General features: G+C 75.0%; 14 protein-coding genes. 12 read left to right on the top strand and 2 right to left on the bottom strand.

The window, feature by feature from the left end:
* Positions 1 to 9 precede the first annotated feature (9 nt).
* The 6 genes from SL103_RS29970 to moeZ all read left to right on the top strand — a co-directional run bounded on the left by SL103_RS29970 (position 10) and on the right by moeZ (position 6685).
* Complete coding sequence (locus tag SL103_RS29970) at positions 10 to 1821, top strand: DUF3492 domain-containing protein (RefSeq protein WP_069572098.1); 1812 nt, start codon at positions 10 to 12, stop codon at positions 1819 to 1821.
* Positions 1822 to 1879: 58 nt separating this feature from the next.
* Complete coding sequence (locus SL103_RS29965) at positions 1880 to 2128, top strand: hypothetical protein (protein ID WP_164492735.1); 249 nt, start codon at positions 1880 to 1882, stop codon at positions 2126 to 2128.
* Complete coding sequence (locus tag SL103_RS29960) at positions 2125 to 3477, top strand: hypothetical protein (protein WP_069572096.1); 1353 nt, start codon at positions 2125 to 2127, stop codon at positions 3475 to 3477. Before SL103_RS29965 ends, SL103_RS29960 begins: the two co-directional genes overlap by 4 nt.
* A 243-nt stretch (positions 3478 to 3720) precedes the next feature.
* Entirely contained in the window at positions 3721 to 4677 is a 957-nt protein-coding gene (locus tag SL103_RS29955) for an NAD-dependent epimerase/dehydratase family protein (protein ID WP_069572095.1), read from the top strand.
* Positions 4665 to 5432 carry a spherulation-specific family 4 protein gene (locus SL103_RS29950; RefSeq protein ID WP_069572094.1) on the top strand — a complete coding sequence of 256 codons (768 nt, stop codon included), beginning with the start codon at positions 4665 to 4667 and terminating at the stop codon, positions 5430 to 5432. The genes SL103_RS29955 and SL103_RS29950 overlap by 13 nt, the downstream gene beginning before the upstream one ends.
* 74 nt (positions 5433 to 5506) lie before the next feature.
* Positions 5507 to 6685 carry an adenylyltransferase/sulfurtransferase MoeZ gene (gene moeZ / locus SL103_RS29945; RefSeq protein WP_069572093.1) on the top strand — a complete coding sequence of 393 codons (1179 nt, stop codon included), beginning with the start codon at positions 5507 to 5509 and terminating at the stop codon, positions 6683 to 6685.
* A 101-nt stretch (positions 6686 to 6786) separates the two neighbouring features.
* On the opposite strand, the gene SL103_RS29940 is transcribed toward moeZ, so the two are convergent.
* Entirely contained in the window at positions 6787 to 9732 is a 2946-nt protein-coding gene (locus SL103_RS29940) for a lysylphosphatidylglycerol synthase transmembrane domain-containing protein (RefSeq protein WP_069572092.1), read from the bottom strand.
* A gap of 224 nt (positions 9733 to 9956) precedes the next feature.
* On the opposite strand from SL103_RS29940, the gene SL103_RS29935 reads away from it, so the two are divergent.
* The 5 genes from SL103_RS29935 to nudC all read left to right on the top strand — a co-directional run bounded on the left by SL103_RS29935 (position 9957) and on the right by nudC (position 20383).
* The gene (locus tag SL103_RS29935; RefSeq protein ID WP_099055471.1) at positions 9957 to 10418 is read left to right on the top strand and encodes an MGMT family protein; all 462 of its coding nucleotides are present in this window, start codon (positions 9957 to 9959) and stop codon (positions 10416 to 10418) included.
* Positions 10419 to 10518: 100 nt separating this feature from the next.
* A complete protein-coding gene (locus SL103_RS29930) occupies positions 10519 to 13926 on the top strand; it encodes an ATP-dependent helicase (protein WP_069574238.1) in 3408 nt (1135 codons plus the stop codon).
* 166 nt (positions 13927 to 14092) lie between these two features.
* Complete coding sequence (locus SL103_RS29925; protein WP_069572090.1) at positions 14093 to 17953, top strand: UvrD-helicase domain-containing protein; 3861 nt, start codon at positions 14093 to 14095, stop codon at positions 17951 to 17953.
* A 10-nt stretch (positions 17954 to 17963) separates the two neighbouring features.
* Positions 17964 to 19370: a dipeptidase gene (locus SL103_RS29920; RefSeq protein WP_069572089.1), complete on the top strand. Its 1407-nt coding sequence runs from the start codon at positions 17964 to 17966 to the stop codon at positions 19368 to 19370.
* 77 nt (positions 19371 to 19447) lie between these two features.
* Positions 19448 to 20383, top strand: coding sequence for an NAD(+) diphosphatase (nudC, locus tag SL103_RS29915; protein WP_033271948.1), 936 nt, complete (start codon positions 19448 to 19450; stop codon positions 20381 to 20383).
* Positions 20384 to 20496: 113 nt separating this feature from the next.
* On the opposite strand, the gene SL103_RS29910 is transcribed toward nudC, so the two are convergent.
* On the bottom strand, positions 20497 to 20742 hold the full coding sequence (locus SL103_RS29910) for a mycoredoxin (protein ID WP_033271949.1): 246 nt from the start codon (positions 20740 to 20742) through the stop codon (positions 20497 to 20499).
* A 1041-nt stretch (positions 20743 to 21783) separates the two neighbouring features.
* Here SL103_RS29910 and SL103_RS29905 point away from each other — a divergent pair.
* Positions 21784 to 24012 (top strand): ATP-dependent DNA helicase UvrD2, encoded by a 2229-nt coding sequence (locus SL103_RS29905; RefSeq protein ID WP_069572088.1) that lies wholly within the window; start codon positions 21784 to 21786, stop codon positions 24010 to 24012.
* The last annotated feature ends 7 nt before the right edge of the window (positions 24013 to 24019 follow it).

The following is a 24019-nucleotide window of genomic DNA, read 5'->3' as shown; positions in this document are numbered from 1 at the left end:
GGTGCAGTCGTGCGCATTGGACTCCTCACCGAGGGTGGCCATCCATATGCGTCCGGTGAGTCGCACGCGTGGTGCGACCGGCTCGTGCGCGGGCTCACCGGACATGACTTCGAGGTCTACGCCCTGAACGCGCGGCCCGGCCGGGCCGCGCGCGGAGGGCCCCGCCTGCCGGAGCACGTACGGCGGGGGCACGGCGCCCCCCTGTGGGGCGACTTTCCCGCCGCCCACCTCCGGGCCGCCGAGGAACGCCGGGGCCGCGCGCCCGGACGGCGGGCCCGCCGCCGCTTCGCCGAGCACTTCGGCGCGCTGGTGTCGGCCTTCGCCGCGGGCCCCGCCGGCGGCCGTCCCGCGGACCGGGAAGAGATCCCCGACAACGCGCTGACCAGTAAGGCGGACCGTTTCGCCGCTGGTCTGTACGGGCTGGCCGAACAGGCTCGCGAGCACGGCGGACTGCCCGCCCTGCTCCGCTCCGAGGACGCGGTCCGCACCCTGGAGGCCGTCTGCCACGGCCCCCGCGCGCTGCCCGCCGCCCACGGCGCCCAGGTCAACGACCTGCTGGCGGTCGCGGAACAGCTCGAACTCGCCCTGCGCCCGCTGTCGCTGGACTGGTACGGCGACGGGCCCACCCCCGGCCTCGACGCCGTCGACCTCTGCCACGCCACCTCCGGCGGCGCGGCCGCCCTGCCCGGGCTGCTGGCCAAACGCTTCTTCGACACGCCGCTCCTGGTCACCGAGTACGGCGTCCGGCTGCGCGAGCACTACCTCGCGCGCGCCGCGACCCCGATGAGCGCGCCGGTACGCGCCCTGCTCGCCGCCTTCCAGGGCGCGCTCGCCGCCGAGACCTACGCCCGGGCCGCCCTGATCACCCCCGGCAACACCCACGCCCGCCGCTGGCAGGAGCGCTGCGGCGCCGACCGGGCCCGGCTGCGCACGGTCTACCCCGGCATGGACACGGCCCCGTTCGCCGCCGTCGCGGACGCCCCCGCAGACGACTCCCGGACGCTGGTGTGGGTCGGCGCCATCGAGCCCGCCAAGGACCTGGTGGCACTGCTGCACGCGTTCGCCGAACTGCGGAGGACCGAGCCGGCCGCCACCCTCCGCATCGTCGGCGGCCTCGGCCGCGACCCGCAGGCGCCCGGCTACCTCGCGCACTGCCGGGCGCTGGCCGCCCAGCTCTTCCCCGACGAGGCGGCCGACGCCCGCACCGTCGGCGAGAACCCGGTCAGCTTCGAGGAGATCGGCGGCCCCGACGTACCGGCCCTGGCGGACGCCTACGCCTCCGCCACGGTGGTGGTGCTCTCCAGCGTCGTCGAGGGCTTTCCGCGCTCCCTGGTGGAGGCGATGTTCTGCGGCCGCGCCACGGTGTCCACCGACGCCGGCGCGGTCTGCGAAGTCATCGGCGGCACCGGGCTGGTCGTGCCGCCGCGCAACCCCCGGGCGCTCGCCGAGGCGTGCCGGGCGCTGCTCGGCGACCCCGACCGCCGGGCCCGGCTGGGCGCGGCGGCCCGGGCGCGGGCGCTCGAACTCTTCACCGTCGAGCAGAACATCGCGGCATTTCGTGGCATCTACCTGGAGCTGATGTCGCACGCCCCGGCCCGCCCCGCCGACCGCCGCGGGCGGCACGCCCAGGGCCTGCCGCGGCCCTTCGACCGCCCCGCCGAGTCCCACGTCCCCGGCCGGTGGGCGGCGACCGGGGCCGCCCACCGGTCCGGCGCCGCCACCGGGCCGACCGGGCCGGGTGCGCCGGCCGGCCGTACGCCGAGCTGGGCGGCGCCGGCGCCGGAGCGGGGCGCCGGGGTCCCGGTGATGTCCGAGCCATGAGACGACCGGCGGGACGGGGCGGCAGAGCGATGAGGCAGGCGTGATCAGCGTGAGGGAGATGGCAGTCATGACGGGTGTGCTGGACGTGATGTGTGCGATGGGTGTGGTGGGTGTGGCGCTCGTGACGGGCATGGCCGATGTGGCGCAGGCCGGCAACCGCGAGGGTCTCCGGCGCCGCGGCCGGCCCGACGCGCCGGCCTCCGCGGCGGCGCACCCCGCCCCGGCCGTCCTCCGGACGCTCGCCGGCCGCCTCCGCCCCGGACGGGCCGCCCGCCCGCAGGCCCCGGGGGAGGGGGACGACGTATGAACGCGCCCGAAGGCGGCTCCGCCCGTGCCCTGAAGGACACGGCGGAAGGCCACGACGGTACGGGGGGCGAGCGCGCCGCCGGCCGGCCCGCGCGCCGGGGGTCCGCCGACCCCGTACGCGCCCTGATGCACCGCCACCACGCGCTGTGCGCCCACGCCGTCGACGCGCTGGAGATCGCCGCCGGCCTGGAGGCCCACGGCGTCACCGACCGCACGGCCGCCCGCTTCCGGCACCGCGACGTCTTCTCCCTCGCCGAGGAGCTCTACGCCCGGGTGCCCCGCGCGGACCAGGGCGCCGCGGCGGCGGCGCCGGGGGGCGGTGGCGCTCCAGGGGACCGGCCCGCGGGCGGACCGGACGCCGGGGACGCGTACCCGGAAGCCGGCATTCCGGAGGCGGGTGGGAGGCCGGTCCGGGGGTGGGGCGGACGCTGCGCCGCCGTGCTCCAGCTCCTCCCCGGCGCCGTCACGACCGCCACCGTCGTCGCCCTGGCCGCCCTCGCCTCCCCGCCCGGCGCGGCCCCCCGCGCCTTCCCCGCCGCTCCGGCAACCCCCGCCGTCCGTACGGCGGTCGGTGCCGCGGGCGTCGTACTGATCGTCCTCGCCGTCCGGCTGGCCGTACGCTCCGGACCGCTGCGCGTCCGCCACCGCGGCACCGGGGCGGCGCGCACCGCGGCCCTGTGGGTCTGCGTCTGCTGGGCGGCCGGCTACGCGGTGTACGGCGACTGGCTGCTCGGGCAGCTGCTGGCCGGCGGCCCCGACCTGCCGTCCGCGACGCCACGGGCCGACGTCGCCGCCGCCCTGGCGCTCTCCCTCGCCGTCCTCCCGGCGGCCGGCGGCGCCCGCTGGTTCGCCCGGCGCGGCCGGCGCGCCCTCGCGACCAGCCGCGGCCTGGAGGAGTTCGCCGCCCGCGTCCGGCCGCTGCTGCTCGGTGCCACCCTGCTCTTCCTGGGCGCGCTGACGGCGCTGCTGCTCGGCGCGCGGGCGGTCCTCGGGAGCCACGGCGCGCCGGCCCCGGCCGTCGTGGCGCCGGCCGCCCTGGGGGTGCTGCTCTTCCTCGCCCGGCTGCTCGCCGTCCACGGCTTCCCCGAGGCGGCCGCCACCGGCCTCGCCTGCGCCGCGGCCCTGGAGGCACTCGCCGCCGCCCTGGTCCTGAGCGCCCGGCTCCCCGGCCTCACCCCGCTCGGCCTCCCCGTCGAGACGCTGACCACCGCCGCGGGCCCGGCCGCGGTACCCGCCGTGGCCGCCGGCGTCGCGGCCCTCGGCCTCCTCGGATACGGCCTGCGGGCGCTCACCGGCGCCTGCGCGCACGCGTCCGCCCCCACCGGACCGGCGGGGACGCCCCGGCCGTGATCCCCCGCCCCGCCGCGGGCGCCCGCACCCCCATACGGGGCGCCCCGCCACCCACCCCCGAAGAGGCACCCCGAAACGGCCCCTTCGGCCCCTCCGCCGCGGATCCCACTCCCCACCCGGCCCGCCCCCACGGCGCGCCCGGCCCCGCGGCCGGAGCCGACGTACTTCCCACCATCCGCATGAGGAGCACGACACCATGAACGTCCAGCCGACCACACGCCACGCGCACCGGGGGGCCGCACGATGAGGGTGCTGCTCATCGGCGCCAACGGCTACCTCGGCCGCTACGTCGCCGACCGCCTGCTCGCCGACCCCGCCGTCCAGCTCACCGCCCTCGGGCGGGGCGACGACGCCGACGTCCGCTTCGACCTGGCCACCGGCAGCCCCGGCGCGCTCACCCGCTTCCTCGACGCGGTGCACCCCGGCGTGGTCGTCAACTGCGCCGGCGCCACCCGGGGCGGCGCCCGGGAACTGACCCGGCACAACACCGTCGCGGTCGCCACCATCTGCGAGTCGCTGCGCCGCAGCGGCTGCGGCGCCCGCCTCGTCCACCTGGGCTGCGCCTCCGAGTACGGGCCCTCGCAGCCCGGCTCGTCGACCGCCGAGGACGCGGTGCCGCGCCCCGGCGGCCCGTACGGCGTCAGCAAGCTCGCCGCCACCGAACTCGTCCTGGGCTCCGGGCTGGACGCGGTGGTGCTGCGGGTCTTCTCCCCGGTCGGGCCCGGAACGCCGGCCGGCTCGCCGCTCGGCCGGCTCGCCGAGGCCATGCGCCGCGCCATGCAGTCCGGCGACAGCGAACTCAAGCTCGGCGGGCTCGGCGTGCAGCGGGACTTCGTCGACGTGCGCGACGTGGCCCGGGCCGTGCACGCCGCCTCGCTGTCCGCCGCGCAGGGCGTGGTCAACATCGGTACCGGCCGCGCGGTGCGGCTGCGCGAGGCCGCTTCGGTGCTCGCCCGGGTCGCCGGCTTCGGCGGCGCGCTGCACGAGCTGGACTCGCCGCCGGCCCGGCTGGTGATCCCCGGCCCGGCCGCCGAGCACCCCGTGGGCTCGCCGCCCGCCACCTACCCGTACCCGGACGGCTGCGGCACCTGGCAGCAGGCCGATGTGCGCACCGCCCGCGACCGGCTCGGCTGGCGCCCCCGGATCGGCCTGGAGGAGTCGCTGGCCGACATCTGGATGGAGGCGGCATGTCGCATCTGACCACCCCGGCCGGTGGCACCCGCGCGCCGACCGGGGCCGCCCCGCTGGGCCTCGGCGCCCCCGGCTTCGGGCATCCGCTGCTGGCCGCCGCCGAGTGGGCCGAACTGCTGCGCTGCCCGCCGGGGACGCTGCACTGGGCGGTGCTCAACGTGTCCAACGGGCCCGGTGCCCGGCCCGACCCGTACTGCCTGCCGGCCGCCGCCCGGCTGCGTGAGACGGGTGTCCGAGTGCTGGGACACCTGGACCTGGGGCGTGGCGCGCGCCCCTACGCCGAGCTGGTCTCCGACGCCCACCGCTACCTGGAGTGGTACAAGGTCGACGGCTTCTGGCTCGACCGCGCCCCCAACGGCCCGGTCCACCTGCCCGCGACCCGGCGGACCACCGCCACCCTGCGGGCCCTGAGCGACGGCGGCCACCTGGTCCTCGGGCACGGCAGCCACCCGCACCCCGGCTACGCCGAGTACGCCGACCAGCTCGTCACCTTCGCCGGGCGCTGGGCCGACTACCGCTGGTCACAGGTGGCGGAGTGGACCGCCGACCACCCTCCGCAGCGGTTCTGCCACCTCGTCCACAGCGTGCCGCGCACCCATGTGGAGGAGGCGCTGCGGATCGCCCGCTGGCAGGGGGCGGGCACCGTGTACGTCACCGACCGCCGGGCCGCCGGGGCGGCGGGTGCCGCCGGTGACGCCTGGGAGTCGCTGCCCGGCTACTGGGACGAATGTGTCTCGCGCATCGGAACAGGTGTCTCGGAATGAAGAAGGGCGTGGCAGTGTTACGGGAAGACAATCAATCCTGAGATACCCGACCAACCCCCTTGTTGAGGTCATCCGTGTCGCTGCCACCCCTGGTCGAGCCCGCTTCGGAGCTCACCGTCGACGAGGTCCGCAGGTACTCCCGCCACCTGATCATCCCCGATGTCGGGATGGACGGGCAGAAGCGGCTGAAGAACGCCAAGGTGCTCTGTGTCGGCGCCGGCGGCCTGGGCTCGCCCGCGCTGATGTATCTGGCCGCGGCCGGCGTGGGCACGCTCGGCATCGTGGAGTTCGACGAGGTCGACGAGTCGAACCTGCAGCGCCAGATCATCCACAGCCAGGCGGACATCGGCCGCTCCAAGGCCGCGTCCGCCAAGGACACGGTCCTGGGCATCAACCCGTACGTCACGGTCAACCTGCACGAAGAGCGCCTCGACTCCACGAACGTCATGGAGCTCTTCGCCCAGTACGACCTCATCGTGGACGGCACGGACAACTTCGCCACCCGCTACCTGGTCAACGACGCCTGCGTGCTGCTGAACAAGCCGTACGTCTGGGGCTCGATCTACCGCTTCGACGGCCAGGCGTCGGTCTTCTGGTCCGAGCACGGCCCCTGCTACCGCTGCCTGTACCCGGAGCCCCCGCCGCCGGGCATGGTGCCCTCCTGCGCCGAGGGTGGCGTCCTCGGCGTGCTGTGCGCCTCCATCGGCTCCATCCAGGTCAACGAGGCCATCAAGCTCCTGGCCGGCATCGGCGACCCGCTCGTCGGCCGCCTGATGATCTACGACGCCCTGGAGATGACGTACCGCCAGGTCAAGGTCCGCAAGGACCCGGACTGCGCGGTCTGCGGGGAGAACCCGACCGTCACCGAGCTCATCGACTACGAGGCGTTCTGCGGCGTCGTGTCCGAGGAGGCCCAGGAGGCGGCGGCCGGCTCGACGATCACTCCGCGGCAGCTCAAGGAGTGGATCGACGCCGACGAGAAGATCGACATCATCGACGTCCGCGAGCCGAACGAGTTCGAGATCGTCTCCATCCCCGGCGCCCGCCTGATCCCGAAGAACGAGTTCCTGATGGGCAGCGCCCTGCAGGACCTGCCGCAGGACCGGAAGATCGTCCTGCACTGCAAGACGGGCGTCCGCTCGGCGGAGGTGCTGGCGGTGCTGAAGTCCGCGGGCTTCGCCGACGCGGTGCACGTCGGCGGCGGCGTCATCGGCTGGGTGAACACCGTCGAGCCGGAGAAGCCGGTCTACTAGGCCACTGCTTCGTCCACGCGCAAGGCGCCGGTCCGTCGAAACGGACCGGCGCCTTCCGCGTGCCGCGGGGCGGCCACGCGCTCACCCCCGGGCGCGGGAGGTCAGATCTCCCCCTTGCGCGTCAGGTAGGTGAAGGCCAGCCAGCCCGGCAGCACCGGCAGCCAGAACACCATCAGCCGGAACAGCAGCACCGCCGGGAACGCCGTGTCGCCGGGGAGCCCCGCGAACGTCAGCGCACCGATCAGGGCGCCCTCGACGGCGCCCACACCGCCCGGCGTGGGGGCGGCGGAGCCGATCGCGTTACCGGCGAGGAAGGCGACCGCGATACTCGCGTAACTGAGCTGGTCGCCGCCGAACGCCCGGATCGAGGCGTCCAGGCACATCACGTTCGCCGCGGTCAGCAGCAGCATCCCGCCGATGCCGGTGACCAGCTTCCGCGGCCGCTGGAGGATGTCCAGCATGCGGGGGACCACCCCGGCGAACAGCGAGCGCACCCGCGTCGAGACGAACTTCCGCAGCACCGGGACGGCCGTGACGACCAGCACCAGTACGGCGACGGTCAGCAGCCCGGCGATGACCGTACGGGACGGTGAGATCTGCGGCGCGTGCTCGGTGCCGGTGAGGTAGCCGAAGGCCAGCAGCAGCACGATGTGGCTGCCCAGCCCGAACAGCTGGGACGCGCCGACGCTCGCCACCGCCAGACCGGGACGCACCCCGGCCCGCTGGAGGAAGCGGGTGTTGAGCGCCACGCCGCCGATCGCCGCGGGCGCCACCAGCTTCACGAAGTCGCCCGCGACCTGCGCGACGACCGCCTTGACGAACGACACCTTCTCCGTGACGAAGCCCAGCAGGCTCATCGCCGCCGCGATGTACGTCACCACCGAGAAGAACATCGCCACCAGCACCCACACCCACTGGGCCTCGCTGATCACGTCACCGAGGTTGAAGTTGGTGAGCTGCGACAGCAGCAGGTACACCGCGAAGGCACCGGCGATCCAGCTGATCAGGATGCGCGGGCTGAGCCGCTCCAGCTTCGCCGGTTCGATCACCGCGGTCGGCCGGATCAGCAGCACCTGCCGGCGGATCTGCGCCAGCAGGTCCTCCTCGCGGGCCTCCTCCGACGCCTCGTCCAGCGCCCGCTTCTCGGCGTTCTTCTCCGCGTGCCGCTCGGCCCGCAGCGTCCTGCGGTCCTTCGCCGCCGCCGCGTCACGGGCCTCCCGGGCCTCCTTGGCGGCCTGCGACGCCGCCAGCACCGCCTCCCGCTCCCGCTTGGAGCGTTCCCGGGCCAGCTGCCGCAGGGTGGCGCGGGTGGTGCGGCTGAGCGCGATCGGCTGGAGCATCGGCAGGCTGTCGGCGACCGCGTCCGGGCCGAGCACCTCGACGGCCGCGGCGACCGCCCGCTCGGCGCCGACCCGCAGCCCGCAGGTGGCCAGCAGCTGCGCGATGTCCATCCGCAGCACCAGGTCACCGGCCGCGATCTCACCGCCGCGCAGCTCCGTCAGGACGATGTCGCCGGAACGATCCACCAGCAGCGCGTCACCGACCAGCCGGCGGTGCGCGATCCGCCGCGACTGCAGCGCCTGCACCTGCCGCCAGGCGCTGTGCATCAGCGCGTCGGTGATCTCCTCGTCGGCCAGCGTGTCGAAGGTGCGGCCCCCGACGTGCTCGTAGACCAGCATCACCGCGTCCGGACCGAGCTCCGAGGCGGCGATCAGCTTGGGCGCGTTGGCGCCGGCCGCGATGGCCGCGTACGCCAGCAGCGCCTCCTGCTCCAGCGCCTGGCGCAGCGACTGCAGGCTCCGGCGCTGGTTGATGCCGCGCAGCGACAGCCGCCGCCACACCCGGTAGAAGAAGCCCTGCGCCTGCTGCTCGCGGTCGACGACGGTGACGTCGATCGGCGGGCCGTCCTCCAGGGTGACGATGTAGCGGCGGCCGCGGTCGGCGTGCTCGTTGTTCTCCGGCCCCGCGGTGTCCTCGGCGCGCAGCGCGCTCACCGGGTGGAAGCCGACCCGGCGCAGACCCGCCAGGAGGTTCTGGCCGGTGGGGCGGACGTTGGGGGAGCCGACGGCGTAGAGCGTGCCGTAGGCGACGGTCCAGCCGATCAGCACCGTCGTGATGATGGCGAACGGCGTGGAGTACCGCCCCACCAGCACCGCGACGACGTCGAGCAGCACCACCGCCCACATCGCGACCCGCCAGCGCGGCCGCCGGGACATCCCCACCGCCGTCATATAGGCGATCACCGGCGCCAGATAGCTGTGCACCGGCGCGGACAGCGAACCGTTCGCGAGCGGCTGGGTCAGCGCGACCCGGATGGAGGCGGGCGCCGCCTCGGCCACCCACAGGTCGGTGGCGAGCGACACCCCGTGGGCGAGGACGGCGGCGAGCACACCGTCGGCGATCCGCAGCCCGTCACGCTTGATCAACCGCTCGACGGCGAACGCCACCGGCACGATCAGCACCGCGACGCTGGACGTCAGCCCCGCCAGGTTGATCAGCAGCGGCGGCGCCGCCTTCGCGCCCGTCCCGATGTCCCGCGCCAGGCCCTGGGTGGTGCCGTGGGCGAACGTCGCGAGCCCCAGGACCAGGGCGATCCCGGCCATGCCCAGCAGCAGCCGCAGCAGGTCCGCGGGCCGGTGCACCCGGGCGGGCAGCAGCGGCTCGTCGCCGGAGACCCGGTCGACGTGGAACTCGCCGCACTCGTCGGGCGTCAGGTCGGCACGGTGCGAACCCGTGCGGGCCCGGCTCCGGGCCGCTCCGGACGCCGGTCCCGCGTCCTTGTCGTGCTCGACGTGCTCGTCCCGTCCCCGCTCGTCGTCGCGCTCCTCCTCGTCGCGCTCGGATGGCACGGGCTCCTCGGGCCCTTCCGGCCTCTCGGAGGCCCCTGGTCGTTCGGCCTTCTCGATCGTGCTCGCCTTTTCGGTAGCGGAAGCCGTGACCGGCCTCCGTTGGTGCTTCCCCTCGACGGGCAGCACGTCAGGGGCGCCCGCCTCCCGCGGAGGCGCCGCACCCTGCTGCTCGGCCGTCTCTTCTTGATCTCGTATCACCAGTCACCGTCCGGAAGATGGTGGCACGGCCGACCGGTGGAGGGGGGCATCAGGGTGCATTTCGGGGGTACGGGAAGCGGAACGTCCGCCCCCGCTGCCGGGCGGGTGCGGGTGCCGCCCCGCCCCGCACCGCGGCCGGCGGCACCGTGCCGCCGGTCACCCTGAGGTGGTCCCGGACCGTCTGTCCGCTCCCATTGTCGGTGCCGTAGGGCAGGATGGACCGAATGAGTGGGACCGGAGACACGGCACGGGGTGAACCGCCCGAGTACCCCGACTACGCCGAGCGTGTCCTGGCCGTCGCCGAACTGATCCCGGCGGGCCGGGTGATGACGTACGGCGATGTCGCGGAGTGGCTCGACGACGACGGACCGGACGACGGGCAGCCCGGAGCAGGTCCGGCGGCGGACGGCGGCGGACCCGCGGCACCTCCCGGCGGCGGCCGCCGGGTGGGCCCCCGGCAGGTCGGCCGGGCCATGGCCCTCTACGGTGGCGCGGTGCCCTGGTGGCGGGTGGTGCGCGCGGACGGCCGGCTGCTGCCCGGCAGCGAGCTGCGGGCGCTGGCCCACTACCGCGAGGAGGGCACCCCGCTGCGCGACGCCGCGCGGGCCGCCGACGACCACATACCGAAGATCGACATGCGCCGGGCCCGCTGGGACGGCCGCCAGGACGACGGCGGCGCCCCTTAGCGTGGAGGGCGCGCGGCCGCCGCACGGGCGGCCCGCACCGCGGCGCGCCCCGCACCGCTTCCGCACCACGACCAGCACCTCCTCAGGACCGGCGATCCACGTGAGTTCCTCCTTCTCGGCCGCCCCGCCGACGCAGCCCCACCAGGCGGCGCGGCGGGCTGCCCCCGGCGCGTACCGCCTGGTGCGCACACCGCCGGCACAGGTGGATCCTCCTGCCTTGGACGCAGCCCAGCAGGCCGTGGTTGACCACCGGCACGGCCCGCTGCTGGTGCTGGCGGGCCCCGGCACCGGCAAGACCACCACGCTGGTGGAGTCCGTCGCGCGCCGGGTACGCGCCGGCGCCGACCCCGACCGGATCCTCGTCCTCACCTTCAGCCGCAAGGCCGCCGTCGCCCTCCGCGACCGGCTCGCCGCCCGCCTCGGCACCGGCTTCGTCCCGCAGGCCACCACCTTCCACTCCTACTGCTACGCCCTGGTCCGCGCCCACCAGGACGCGGACCTCTTCGCCGACCCGCTGCGGCTGCTGTCCGGCCCCGAGCAGGACCTCGTCGTCCGTGAGCTCCTCGAAGGACAGGCCGAACTGGCCGGCGCCGACCGCGCCGCGATCAGCTGGCCCGACGAACTGCGCGCCTGCCTGACCACCCGAGGTTTCGCCGACGAGGTCCGCGCGGTACTGGCCCGCAGCCGCGAACTGGGCCTGGGCCCGGACGCCCTCGGCGACTTCGCCCGCCGCACCGGACGCCCCGACTGGACCGCCGCCGCGGGCTTCCTCGCCGAATACCTCGACGTCCTCGACGCCCAGGGCGTCCTGGACTACGCCGAGTTGGTGCACCGCGCGGTCCTCCTCGCCGGGCGCACCGACGTCGCCGCCGGCCTCGCCGCCCGTTACGACGCCGTCTACGTCGACGAGTACCAGGACACCGACGTCGCCCAGGTACGGCTGCTGCGGGCGCTCGCCGGCAACCACACCACGGCCGGCGCACCGGGCTCCCCGGGCCGCACCCTGATCGCCTTCGGCGACCCCGACCAGTCGATCTACGCCTTCCGCGGCGCCGACGTCAACGGCATCCTCGACTTCCCCGAGACCTTCCGGCGAGGCGACGGCACCCCCGCCCCGGTGGCGGTGCTCGGCACCTCCCGGCGCTCCGGCGCCACCCTGCTCGCGGCCACCCGGCTGCTGACCCGCCGGATGCCGCTCACCCGGCTGCCCGCCGACAAGGTACGCGCCCACCGCGAACCGTCCCCCGTACGGGACGGCGGCCGCGTCGAGGTGTACACGTACCCGACCCCCGGCACCGAACTGGACAACGTCGCCGACATCCTGCGCCGCGCCCACCTGGAGGACGGCGTCCCCTGGCGCGAGATGGCCGTGCTGGTGCGCGCCGGCGGCCGCTCGATACCCGCCGTGCGGCGCGCGCTCACCTCCGCCGGGGTCCCCCTCGACATCGACGGCGACGACCTACCGCTGCGCCACGAACCGGCCGTCGCCCCGCTGCTGACGGCCCTGCGCGCCGCCGCCCGGGCAGCCCTGGCAACTCCGCCGGAGCCCACCACCCCCGACGACGCAACGACCGCGACCGCCCCCGACGGCGAGCGGGCCCCGGCCCCCCGGGACGCCGCCCCCGCCCCCTGGCTCGACGCCGAAACCGCCCTCGACCTGCTCACCTCCCCCCTGGGCGGGATGGACTCCGCCGACCTGCGCCGCCTCGGCCGCGCCCTGCGCGAGGAGGAACGCGCCGCCGGACAACCGCTGCCGCCCCCCTCCGACCAGCTCCTCGCCCGCGCCCTCGCCGAACCCCGGCGCCTGGTCACCCACGACCCCGGCTACGCCCGCGGCGCCCAGCGGCTCGGAACGCTGCTGCACAAGGCCCGCGAACTGCTCGCCGGCGGTGGCACCGCCGAACAGGCCCTCTGGGAACTGTGGGACGGCACCCCCTGGCCGCAGCGCCTGGAGCGGGCCGCCCGGCGCGGCGGCGCCGCCGGCCGCAACGCCGACCGCGACCTCGACGCGGTGGTCACCCTCTTCGAGACCGCCGCCCGCGCCGAGGAACGCACCGGCGGCCGCGGCGCCCTCAACTTCCTGGAGGAACTCGACGCCCAGGACATCGCCGCCGACACCCTCACCCGCCGCACCGTCCGCCCCGACGCCGTCCGCCTGATGACCGCGCACCGCGCCAAGGGCCTGGAATGGCGGCTCGTCGTCGTCGCCGGCGTCCAGGAAGGACTCTGGCCCGACCTGCGCCGCCGCGGCTCCCTCCTGGAGGCCGACCGCATCGGCCGCGACGGCCTCGCCGAACCCCTCACCCCCGGCGCGCTGCTCGCCGAGGAACGCCGGCTGTTCTACGTGGCCGCCACCCGCGCCCGCGAACGGCTGGTCGTCACCGCCGTCAAGGCCGCCGCCGACGACGGCGACCAGCCCTCCCGTTTCCTCACCGAACTCGGCGTCACCCCCCAGGACGTCACCGGCCGCCCCCGCCGCCCCCTCTCCGTCGCCGCGCTCGTCGCCGAACTCCGCGCCACCACCGTCGACCCGGACGCCGGCCCCGCACTGCGCGAGGCCGCCGCCCAGCGGCTCGCCACCCTCGCCGCGCTGCACGACGACGACCACCGGCCCCTGGTACCGGCCGCCCACCCCGACAACTGGTGGGGCCTGGCCGAACCCACCCACAGCGCCGTCCCGCTGCGCGACCGCGACCGGCCCGTCGCCCTGTCCGGCAGCGCCCTCCACCAGCTCGCCAACACCTGCTCGCTCCAGTGGTTCCTGGGCCGCGAGGTCAAGGCGGACGCCCCCGCCACCGCCGCCCAGGGCTTCGGCAACGTCGTCCACGTCCTCGCCGACGAGGTCGCCTCCGGCAGCACCCCCGCCGACCTGACCGTCCTCATGGAGCGCCTGGACTCCGTATGGGACGCGCTCGCCTTCGACGCCCCCTGGAAGTCCCGCCAGGAGAAGGACAACGCCCGCGCCGCCCTGGAACGCTTCCTGCGCTGGCACGTCATGGAACGCGACACCCACGGCCGCGACACCGTCGCCACCGAGCACGACTTCGACGTCACCCTCGGCGCCGGCGGCTACGAGGTCCGGATCCGCGGCAGCATGGACCACGTCTCACGGGACGCGCAGGGCAAGGCATACGTCGTCGACTTCAAGACCGGCAAACAGAAGCCCACCGGCCCGGAAGTCGCCCGCCACCCCCAGCTCGCCGTCTACCAGCTCGCGGTGCGCGAGGGCGCCGTCGACGACGCCTTCGACGGCCGCACCCCGGAACCCGGCGGCGCCGAACTGGTCCACCTGCGCCTCGGCGCACCCCAGAAGGAAGGCGGCGACGCGCTGCCCTCCGTACAGGCGCAGCCGCCGCTCGAAGGGGAGTGGGCCGCCGAACTCCTCGCCACCGCCGCGGGCCGCGTCCTGGAGGAACGGTTCACGCCCAGCACCGGCACCCACTGCACCCACTGCGCGTTCCGTGCCTCGTGCAGCGCCCAGCCGGAGGGCCGGCACGTCGTCGAATAGCCACGGCGGCCCGCCGCGGCGCACGACGCCCGGGCGACGCGACGGCCGGACGGGACCCGCCGCGGCAACCGGACCCCGCCGCCGCGCCCGCCACCCATAACCCTGTGACCTGCATCGATGCGGCCGGCGGCGGTGATTGTCAGTGCCGCCCGTTACGGTTTTCGCTGTGTCAGCCCGCATCACCGACCCCGAGCAGCTCAAGGAGCTCCTCGGGATCCCGTTCACCCCGGAGCAGACGGCGTGCATCACCGCCCCGCCCGCCCCGCAGGTCATCGTGGCCGGAGCCGGCTCCGGGAAGACCACCGTCATGGCCGCCCGGGTGGTGTGGCTGGTGGGCACCGGCCAGGTCGCCCCCGAGCAGGTCCTCGGGCTGACGTTCACGAACAAGGCCGCCGGCGAACTCGCCGAACGCGTCCGGGCCGCCCTGCTGGCCGCCGGCGTCACCGACCCCGACGCCTCCCCGGCCGACGGCGACCCGGCAGCCGACCAGCCCCCCGGAGAACCACGGATCTCCACCTACCACGCCTTCGCCGGCCAGCTCCTCAAGGACCACGGCCTGCGCATCGGGCTGGAACCCAGTGCCCGGCTGCTGGCCGACGCCACCCGCTTCCAGCTCGCCGCCCGCACCCTGCGCACCGCCCCCGGCCCCTACCCCTCGCTCACCACCTCCCTGCCCTCCCTCGTGGAGGACCTCCTCGCCCTCGACGCCGAACTCGCCGAGCACCTCGTCGACCCCGCCGAGCTCCGCGCCCACGACACCGCGCTGCTCGCCGCCCTCGACGGCGTCAAACTCACCAACGCCGACCTGCGCAAGGTCCCCGACACCGCCCGCGGCCGCCTGGAACTCCTCGACCTCGTCACCGCCTACCGCAGCGAGAAGCGCCACCGCGACCTGCTCGACTTCGGCGACCAGATCGCCCACTCCGCGACCCTCGCCACCACCCGCCCGGAAACCGGCCGCATCCTGCGCGACGAATTCCGCGTCGTCCTGCTCGACGAGTACCAGGACACCTCCGTCGCCCAGCGGCTGCTGCTCTCCGGCCTCTTCGGCGCCGGCACCGGCGGCGCCCCGACCGGCCACGCCGTCACCGCCGTCGGCGACCCCTGCCAGGCCATCTACGGCTGGCGCGGCGCCTCCGTCGCCAACCTCGACGACTTCCCCCAGCACTTCCCCTTCCGGGACGGCACCCCCGCCCGCCGCTTCGCCCTCAGCGAGAACCGCCGCAGCGGCGGCCGCCTCCTCGACCTCGCCAACGGCCTCGCCGCCCCCCTCCGCGCCATGCACGAAGGCGTCGAAGCCCTGCGCCCCGCCCCCGGCGCCGAACGCGACGGCATCGTGCGCTGCGCCCTGCTGCCCACCCACGCCGAAGAGATCGACTGGCTCGCCGACTCCCTCGCCCACCTCGTCCGCACCGGCACCCCGCCCGGCGAGATCGCCGTCCTGTGCCGCACCGCCGCGGACTTCGCCCGCATCCAGGGCGCCCTCGTCGCCCGGGACGTCCCCGTCGAGGTCGTCGGCCTCTCCGGGCTGCTGCACCTCCCCGAGATCGCCGACCTCGTCGCCGTCTGCGAAGTCCTCCAGGACCCCACCGCCAACGCCTCCCTGGTCCGCCTGCTGATCGGCCCGCGCTGGCGCATCGGCCCCCGCGACCTCGCCCTCCTCGGCCGCCGCGCCCGCACCCTCGTCCACCGCACCGGCCCCTCCGACGACCCCGCCACCCGCCTCGCCGAAGCCGTCGAAGGCGTCGACCCGGCGGAGACCGTCTCCCTCGCCGACGCCCTCGACACCTTCCTCGAAGCCGAAGGCCCCGACGACGGGCTGCCGTTCTCTGCCGAGGCCCGGGTGCGCTTCGCCTACCTCGCCACCGAACTCCGCGAGCTGCGGCGCTCCCTCGCCGACCCCCTCATGGACGTCCTCCACCGGATCCTGGCCACCACCGGCCTGGAGGTCGAACTGTCCGCCTCCCCGCACGCCCTCGCCGCCCGCCGCCGCGAAACCCTCGGCACCTTCCTCGACATCGCCGCCGGCTTCGCCGCCAAACAGGGCGGCGAAGCCCTCGACGGCGAGGCCACCCTCCTCGCCTTCCTCGGCTTCCTGCGCACCGCCGTCCAGTACGAAAAGGGACTCGACAGCTCCCTCCCCGGCGGCGACAACACCGTCAAGGTCCTCACCGCCCACAAGTCCAAGGGCCTGGAATGGGACGTCGTCGCCGTCCCCGGCCTGGTCAGCAAGCAGTTCCCCAGCGAACAGGCCCGCGAGTCCTGGATCAGCCGCGCCCGCGTCCTGCCGCACTCCCTGCGCGGCGACGCCGCGACCCTCCCCGACGTCGACGAATGGGCCGCCCGCGGCCTGAAGTCCTTCAAGGAGGCGATGAAGCACCACCAGGAAACCGAGGAGCTCCGCCTCGGCTACGTCACCTTCACCCGCCCCCGCAGCCTGCTGCTCGGCTCCGGCCACTGGTGGGGCCCCAACCAGAAGCGCCCCCGCGGCCCGTCCGCCTTCCTGGAGGCGCTGCGCGCGCACTGCGAGGCGGGCCACGGCGAGATCGAGCACTGGGCCGCCGCCCCCGAGGACGGCGCCGAGAACCCCGCCCTCACCGAGGCCGCCGCCGACCAGGTCTGGCCGCTGCCCCTCGACCCCACCGCGACGGACCGCCGCCGCGCCGCAGCCGCCACGGTCCGCGCCCACCTGGCCCGCCGCCTCGCCACGACCATGGCCGACACCGGCTCCGGCCCCGGCGCCCCCTCCGGCTCCGGCACCGCTTCGGGCAACGGCACCGGAGCCGTCCCGCCGCAGCCCCCCGCGCACGACCCCGAGTGGCCACCGCCGCCCGCCGACGAGGAGTGGGAGCCGTGGGAGGACGAGCCGTACGACCACCCCGAAGCCCTCGACGGCGCTCCCGAGGCCCTCCCCGAGGACGACCCGTTCGCCTCCTCAGACCCCTCGGACCCCTTCGATCCCGCCGCCCCCTTCGGCCCGTCCGACCTCTTCGACGCCGCCGCCGCGCACGCACCCGCCCGGGCGGACCACGACCCGGCGCACGGGCCCGCACCCGCGTACGACCACCCGACCCAGGACGAGGACCGCCCCGCGACCGGCACCGCCCCGCACCCCGCCCGGATCATCGCCCAGCGCTCCACCGAACCCGACCTCACACCACCCGCCCGCAGCGCACCCCGCGACGCCGCCGACCCCGCGACCACCGCCGCCCCGGACGACCCCACCGCCCCGCACCCCGACGACACCGACCGCGGCCCGCACACCCTCCTCCCCGAGGAGCGCCGCACCATCGGCTCCTGGGACCGCGACCTCGACGCCCTCACCGCCGAGCTGCGCCGCTCCCGCGCCACCGTCCGCGACGTCCCGCTGCCCGCCGCCCTCAGCGCCACCCAACTGCTGCACCTCGCCGCCGACCCCGACGGCTTCGCCCGCGAACTCGCCCGCCCCATGCCGCGCCCGCCCCGCCCCGGCGCCCGCCGGGGCATCCGCTTCCACGCCTGGGTCGAATCCCGCTTCGAAGAACTGACCCTGCCGCTGCTCGGCCCCGACGAACTCCCCGGCGCCGACGAGGCCGACGAAGCAGACATCGCCGATGAAAGCGACCTCGAAGCCCTCAAGGAAGCCTTCGCCCGCACCCCCTACGCCCACCGCACCCCCTTCCGCGTCGAAGCCCCCTTCCAGCTGACGCTCGCCGGACGACTGATCCGCGGCCGCATCGACGCCGTCTACAAGGAGCCCGGCCCCGACGGCGACCGCTTCGAGATCATCGACTGGAAGACCGGCCGCGCCCACCCCCACAGCCGCACGGGCACGGGAGGCGCCCCCACCGCCGACCCCCTCCAGCTCGCCGTCTACCGCCTCGCCTGGGCCGAGCGCTACGGCCTGCCCCCCTCCGCCGTGGGCGCCGCCTTCGTCCACGTACGCAGCGGCGAGGTCATCCGGCCCCGGCACCTGCCCGGCCGCGCCGGACTGGAGCGCATCCTGCTCGGCGAGACCGCCGACCGTCCCCCTCCGAAAGGCCGATAGGCTCGGTCGTATGAGCACAACCCCGGACAGCGCCGTCCGCGCGTACCTCACCGGCCACCGCGAGGCATTCCTCGACGACCTCGCCGACTGGCTGCGCATCCCCTCCGTGTCCGCCGACCCGGAGCGCGCCGGCGAGGTCCGCCGCAGCGCCGAATGGCTCGCCGCCAAGCTCACCGACACCGGCTTCCCCACCGCCGAGATCTGGGAGACCGAAGGCGACGGCCTGCCCGCCGTCTTCGCCGAGTGGCCCTCCGGCGACCCGTCCGCGCCGACCGTGCTCGTCTACGGCCACCACGACGTCCAGCCCGCCGCCCGCGAGGACGGCTGGCACACCGACCCCTTCGAGCCGCAGACCGTCGACGGCAAGCTCTACGCCCGAGGCGCGGCCGACGACAAGGGGCAGGTCTTCTTCCACACCCTCGGCGTCCGCGCGCACCTCGCCGCCACCGGCCGCACCGCCCCCGCCGTCAACCTCAAGCTGCTCATCGAGGGGGAGGAGGAGTCCGGCTCGCCGAACTTCCCCGCCCTGATCGAGAAGCACGCCGGACGCCTCGCCTGTGACGTGGTGATCGTCTCCGACACCGGCATGTGGTCCCGGGACACCCCCACCGTCTGCACCGGCATGCGCGGCCTGACGGACTGTCAGATCGACCTGTACGGCCCGGACCAGGACATCCACTCCGGCTCGTTCGGCGGCGCGGTGCCCAACCCCGCCACCGAAGCCGCCCGCCTGGCCGCCGCACTCCACGACGCCGACCGCCGCGTCGCCGTCCCCGGCTTCTACGACGGCGTGATCGAGCTCACCGACCGCGAGCGCGAACTCTTCGCCGAGCTGCCCTTCGACGAGGAGCAGTGGCTGCGCACCGCCCACTCCCACGCCGCCCTCGGCGAGGCCGGCAGCACCACCCTGGAACGCATCTGGGCCCGCCCGACCGCCGAGGTCAACGGCATCGGCGGCGGCTACCAGGGCCCCGGCGGCAAGACCATCGTCCCGTCCACCGCCCAGCTGAAGCTGTCCTTCCGGCTGGTCGCCGGCCAGGACGCCGACGCCGTCCAGCAGTCCGTACGCGACTGGGTCGCCGACCGGCTCCCGGCGGGCATCCGCCACAAGATCACCTTCTGGGGCGCCACCCGCCCCTGCCTCACCCCGCTCGACCACCCCGCGCTCCAGTCCGTCGTCCGCGCCATGGGGCGCGCCTTCGGCCAGAAGATCCGCTTCACCCGCGAGGGCGGCTCCGGCCCGGCCGCCGACCTCCAGGACGTCCTCGGTGTCCCGGTCCTCTTCCTCGGCATCTCCGTCCCGTCCGACGGCTGGCACGCACCGAACGAAAAAGTCGAACTCGACCTGCTGATGAAGGGCGTCGAGACCGCCGCCCACCTGTGGGGCGACCTGGCGGAGACCTGGCCCAGGACCTGACCGCGCTCACCCCGCCCACCTTCCGCGCCCGTATCACGCAGCACCCACCCACGCCTCAGGGGGAGTTGGAAACAGCAGTGACCACCTGGACCGACCACACCGCCGACCGGCCGATCACCTTCAGCGCGCCGAGCGGCATCGACCGCTCCGCCCACCACCGCCTCGACGAGGCATGGCTGGCGGCGGCGTGGAGCCACCCGACGACGCGCGTCTTCGTGGTGTCCGGCGGCCAGGCGCTGATCGACGACACCCCCGACGGCCGCACCGAACTGATCATGACGCCGTCCTTCGAGGCGCCGCTGACCGAGGCCCACCGCTACTACCTCGGGACCGACGACGACGGCGTCAGCTACTTCGCCCTCCAGAAGGACACCCTCCCCGGGCGCATGGACCAGTCCGCGCGCCCGGCCGGCCTCCGCGAGGCGGGCCTCCTGCTGTCCCCCCGCGACGCCGGCCTGCTCGTGCACGCCGTCGCCCTGGAGAACTGGCAGCGGCTGCACCGCTTCTGCTCCCGCTGCGGCGAACGCACCGTCATCGCCGCCGCCGGCCACATCCGCCGCTGCCCCGCCTGCGGCGCCGAGCACTACCCCCGTACCGACCCGGCCGTGATCATGCTCGTCACCGACGAGGAGGACCGCGCGCTCCTCGGCCGCCAGGTCCACTGGCCCGAGGGCCGCTTCTCCACCCTCGCGGGCTTCGTCGAGCCGGGCGAGTCCATCGAGCAGTCGGTGGCCCGCGAGGTCTTCGAGGAGGCGGGAGTGATCGTCGGTGACGTCGAGTACGTCGCCAGCCAGCCCTGGCCCTTCCCGTCCAGCCTGATGCTCGGCTTCATGGCCCGCGCCACGTCCTCCGAGATCCAGGTCGACGGCGAGGAGATCGAGGAGGCCCGCTGGTTCTCCCGCGAGGACCTCCGCGCCGCCTTCGAATCCGGCGAGGTCCTTCCGCCCTACGGCATCTCCATCGCCGCCCGCCTGATCGAACTCTGGTACGGCAAGCCGCTGCCGAAGCCGTGACGGGCTGACCGGCCCGCGCACACAGCGCTGCGCGGCCCGAGCACACAAAAGGGCCGTCGGCCGGACCCCTCAACGGGACCGGCCGACGGCCCTCAGCAGTGCGCGTACGGCTCTCAGGCCGCGCCCACCTTCTGCTTGACCTGCGCCAGAGACGGGTTGGTCAGCGTCGTACCGTCGGGGAACAGCACGGTCGGCACCGTCTGGTTGCCGCCGTTCGCCTTCTCCACGAACGCCGCGGACTCCGGGTCCTGCTCGATGTTGATCTCGGTGTACGCGATTCCCTCACGGTCCATCTGGCCCTTCAGCCGACGGCAGTAACCGCACCAGGTCGTGCTGTACATCGTCACAGTTCCCGCCATGCGCCCCGCGCTCCTTCGAAGTCATGATCCATACCGCCCACTCGGCGCGGCCACAGACCACAACGCACACCACCCCCCAAGCAATTCCCACCCGGCCCCGCAACCCATCCCTCTCCCCGCTTTCGCCCGCAACCCGCCCGTCCCCGCCGCCCCTCCCGCTTTCCCTGCGCCCCGCCCCTCCCCGCTTTCCCTGCGCCCCGCCCGGGGCGTTCCTGCGTTCCTCGCCTGTCCTGGGCGTTCCTGCGTTCCCGGCCCGTCCTGGGCGTTCCTGCGTTCCCCGCCTGTCCTGGGCGTTCCTGCGTTCCTCGCCTGTCTGGGGGCGTTCCTGCGTTCCCGGCCCGTCCCGGGCGTTCCCGCGCTCCTGCCCGCCTGGGGCGCTCCTGCCTGCCCGGGGTGCTCCCGCCCGCCGCCGGGGCCGCTCCGGCCCCGGGGCTCCCGCCTGCTCGCCTCGGGCGCTCCCGCGCCCCGGTGCCCCCGCCTTCCTGCTTCGTCCCTCTGCCCCCGCCCTCCTGATCTGCCCCTGCCCTGCCCCCGTGATCTGCGCCCCTGCTCCGCCTTCCTGCCCGGACCCCGCGGCTCCCCGCGCCCTGACTCCCCGGGGGGGACCCCCACCCCCACCCACTCCCGCCCCCATACCCCTCAGCCGTCGCTCCCCCTCCCTCCCGTGGCCCAGGGGAGGGGCAGCCGCCCGGCCCTCACCGGGGAGGGCCAACCGCCCGGCCCTCATGCGGGAGGGACAACTGCCCGACGCAGCGGAGAGGCAACCGCAGGCCCCCATCCCCGAGGCCGCCCTCATGCCCCGGCTTCGAGGCCGCTCCTCGCGCCCCATGCCCGAGGCCGCGCCCCTCGCGCCCCACCCCCGAGGCCGCCCCGCCCGCCCCAGCCCCGAGCCCGGTCCGCGCCGTAATCACAGACTCAGCAAAGCACTCGCCCTCGCCGGCTGCTGTCGGTCGTGCACAGGGAGTGGGATGCGTATGACCGGGGGGCCGGGGCTGTGGGCAGGCTTCACGGGCGGCTTCGCGGACCTGGCAGCATGGCGGGGTGACAGCAGCAACAGACTCCTCTCTCTTCCCGCGGGTGCCGGACTCGGCCGACGGGGTGCTCGACGGGCTCGACCCCGAGCAGCGGGAGGTCGCGACGGCTCTGCACGGTCCGGTGTGTGTGCTGGCCGGTGCCGGTACGGGCAAGACGCGGGCGATCACGCACCGGATCGCGTACGGGGTCCGGGCGGGCATTCTGCAGCCCGCGAGTGTGCTCGCTGTCACTTTCACCGCCCGCGCGGCCGGCGAGATGCGGGGCCGGCTGCGGCAGCTCGGCGCCGGCGGGGTCCAGGCGCGGACGTTCCACTCCGCCGCGCTGCGGCAACTGCAGTTCTTCTGGCCGAAGGCCGTCGGCGGGGAGGTGCCGCGGCTGCTGGAGCGCAAGGTCCAGCTCGTGTCGGAGGCGGCGGCCCGCTGCCGGATCCGGCTCGACCGCAACGAGCTGCGGGATGTCACCGCCGAGATCGAATGGTCCAAGGTGACGCAGACCGTACCGGCCGACTATCCGGCGGCCGTCGTCAAGGCGGCCCGCGAGGCCCCTCGTGATCCGGCGGAGATCGGGCAGATCTACGGCACGTACGAACAGCTCAAGCGTGACCGCGGCACGATCGACTTCGAGGACGTGCTGCTGCTCACCGTGGGCGTGCTGCAGGACCGGCACGACATCGCCGAACAGGTCCGCGCCCAGTATCAGCACTTCGTCGTCGACGAGTACCAGGACGTCAGCCCGCTGCAGCAGCGGCTGCTGGAGCTGTGGCTCGGCGACCGCGACAACCTGTGCGTGGTGGGCGACGCCAGCCAGACGATCTACAGCTTCACCGGCGCCACCCCCGACCACCTCCTCAATTTCCGCACCCGCCACCCGAACGCGACGGTCGTCAAACTCGTCCGCGACTACCGCTCCACCCCACAGGTCGTGCACCTCGCCAACGGGCTGCTCTCGCAGGCCAAGGGGCGCGCCGCGGAGCACCGCCTGGAGCTGATCTCGCAGCGGGCGGCCGGTCCGGAGCCGGTGTACACGGAGTACTCGGACGGGCCGGCCGAGGCCGAGGGCACCGCCCGCCGCATCCGTGACCTGATCGCGTCGGGGGTGCCGGCCAGTGAGATCGCGGTGCTCTTCCGCGTCAACGCCCAGTCCGAGGTCTACGAGCAGGCGCTGGCCGATGCCGGGGTGTCGTACCAGCTGCGGGGCGCGGAGCGGTTCTTCGAGCGGCCCGAGGTGCGTGAGGCGGGCATCAAGCTGCGTGGTGCGGCTCGCTTCGGGGCGAACGACACGCTGCTGGACGATGCGGTGGACCTGCCGTCCGAGGTGCGGGCGGTGCTCAGCGACATGGGCTGGACGGGTGAACCGCCGGCCGGTGCGGGGGCGGCGCGGGACCGCTGGGAGTCGCTGGCGGCCCTGGTGCGGCTGGCGGAGGACTTCGCGCGGGCCCGGCCCGCGGCGTCGCTCGCCGATCTCGTCGCGGAGCTGGACGAGCGTGCCCATGCCCAGCACGCCCCGACGGTCGAGGGGGTGACGCTCGCCTCCCTGCACGCCGCCAAGGGCCTGGAGTGGGATGCCGTCTTCCTGGTGGGCCTCACCGAAGGCATGATGCCGATCACCTACGCGCGGACCGAGGAGCAGGTCGAGGAGGAGCGCCGGCTGCTGTATGTCGGCGTCACCCGCGCCCGGCAGCATCTGGCGCTCTCGTGGTCGCTGGCGCGGTCCCCCGGCGGACGGGCCTCCCGCAGCGCCAGCCGCTTCCTGAGGGGCCTGCGGCCCGGTTCAGGGACCGGTGCGGGGCGGCGTACGCCGGGCGCGGTCTCCGGGGGCGTCGAGCGCGGCAGCGGGGCTCCGGCGGCGGCCGGGCGGCCCCGGCACCGCAGCCCGGCCCGCTGCCGGGTCTGCAACCGCACGCTGACGGACGCCGGCGAGATGAAGCTGATGCGGTGTGAGGACTGCCCGTCCGAGCTGGACGAGGCGCTGTACGAGCGGCTGTGCGAGTGGCGGGCCGGGCAGGCGGCGCGCCTGCGCCAGCCGGCCTACTGCATCTTCACCGACAAGACGTTGATGGCGATCGCGGAGGCCGTTCCGGGAACCGAAGCGGAGCTTGCGGTCATCTCAGGTGTGGGGCGGCGCAAGTTCGACCGCTACGGCAGTGCTGTGCTGGCGCTCTGCGCCGGCGAGGAGCTCATGGAAGCCTCCGGGGACGGGTCCGGGGGCGCCGCGAAAAACTCGTCGGAAAAATAGTTTGCGC

Origin of the sequence: Streptomyces lydicus (assembly GCF_001729485.1) — a bacterium.
In the GTDB taxonomy this organism is placed as follows: Bacteria; Actinomycetota; Actinomycetes; order Streptomycetales; family Streptomycetaceae; genus Streptomyces; species Streptomyces lydicus_D.
Note: the sequence above shows the minus strand (reverse complement) of the source record. Positions and strands in the feature narration are given on the sequence as shown.

Excerpts from the sequence above, each read along its gene's own strand:
- SL103_RS29965 (WP_164492735.1), top strand. The coding sequence starts at position 1,880 with ATGGCAGTCATGACGGGTGTGCTGGACGTGATGTGTGCGATGGGTGTG.
- SL103_RS29960 (WP_069572096.1), top strand. The coding sequence starts at position 2,125 with ATGAACGCGCCCGAAGGCGGCTCCGCCCGTGCCCTGAAGGACACGGCG.
- SL103_RS29955 (WP_069572095.1), top strand. The coding sequence starts at position 3,721 with ATGAGGGTGCTGCTCATCGGCGCCAACGGCTACCTCGGCCGCTACGTC.
- SL103_RS29950 (WP_069572094.1), top strand. The coding sequence starts at position 4,665 with ATGTCGCATCTGACCACCCCGGCCGGTGGCACCCGCGCGCCGACCGGG.
- SL103_RS29935 (WP_099055471.1), top strand. The coding sequence starts at position 9,957 with ATGAGTGGGACCGGAGACACGGCACGGGGTGAACCGCCCGAGTACCCC.
- SL103_RS29920 (WP_069572089.1), top strand. The coding sequence starts at position 17,964 with ATGAGCACAACCCCGGACAGCGCCGTCCGCGCGTACCTCACCGGCCAC.
- SL103_RS29910 (WP_033271949.1), bottom strand. The coding sequence starts at position 20,742 with ATGGCGGGAACTGTGACGATGTACAGCACGACCTGGTGCGGTTACTGC.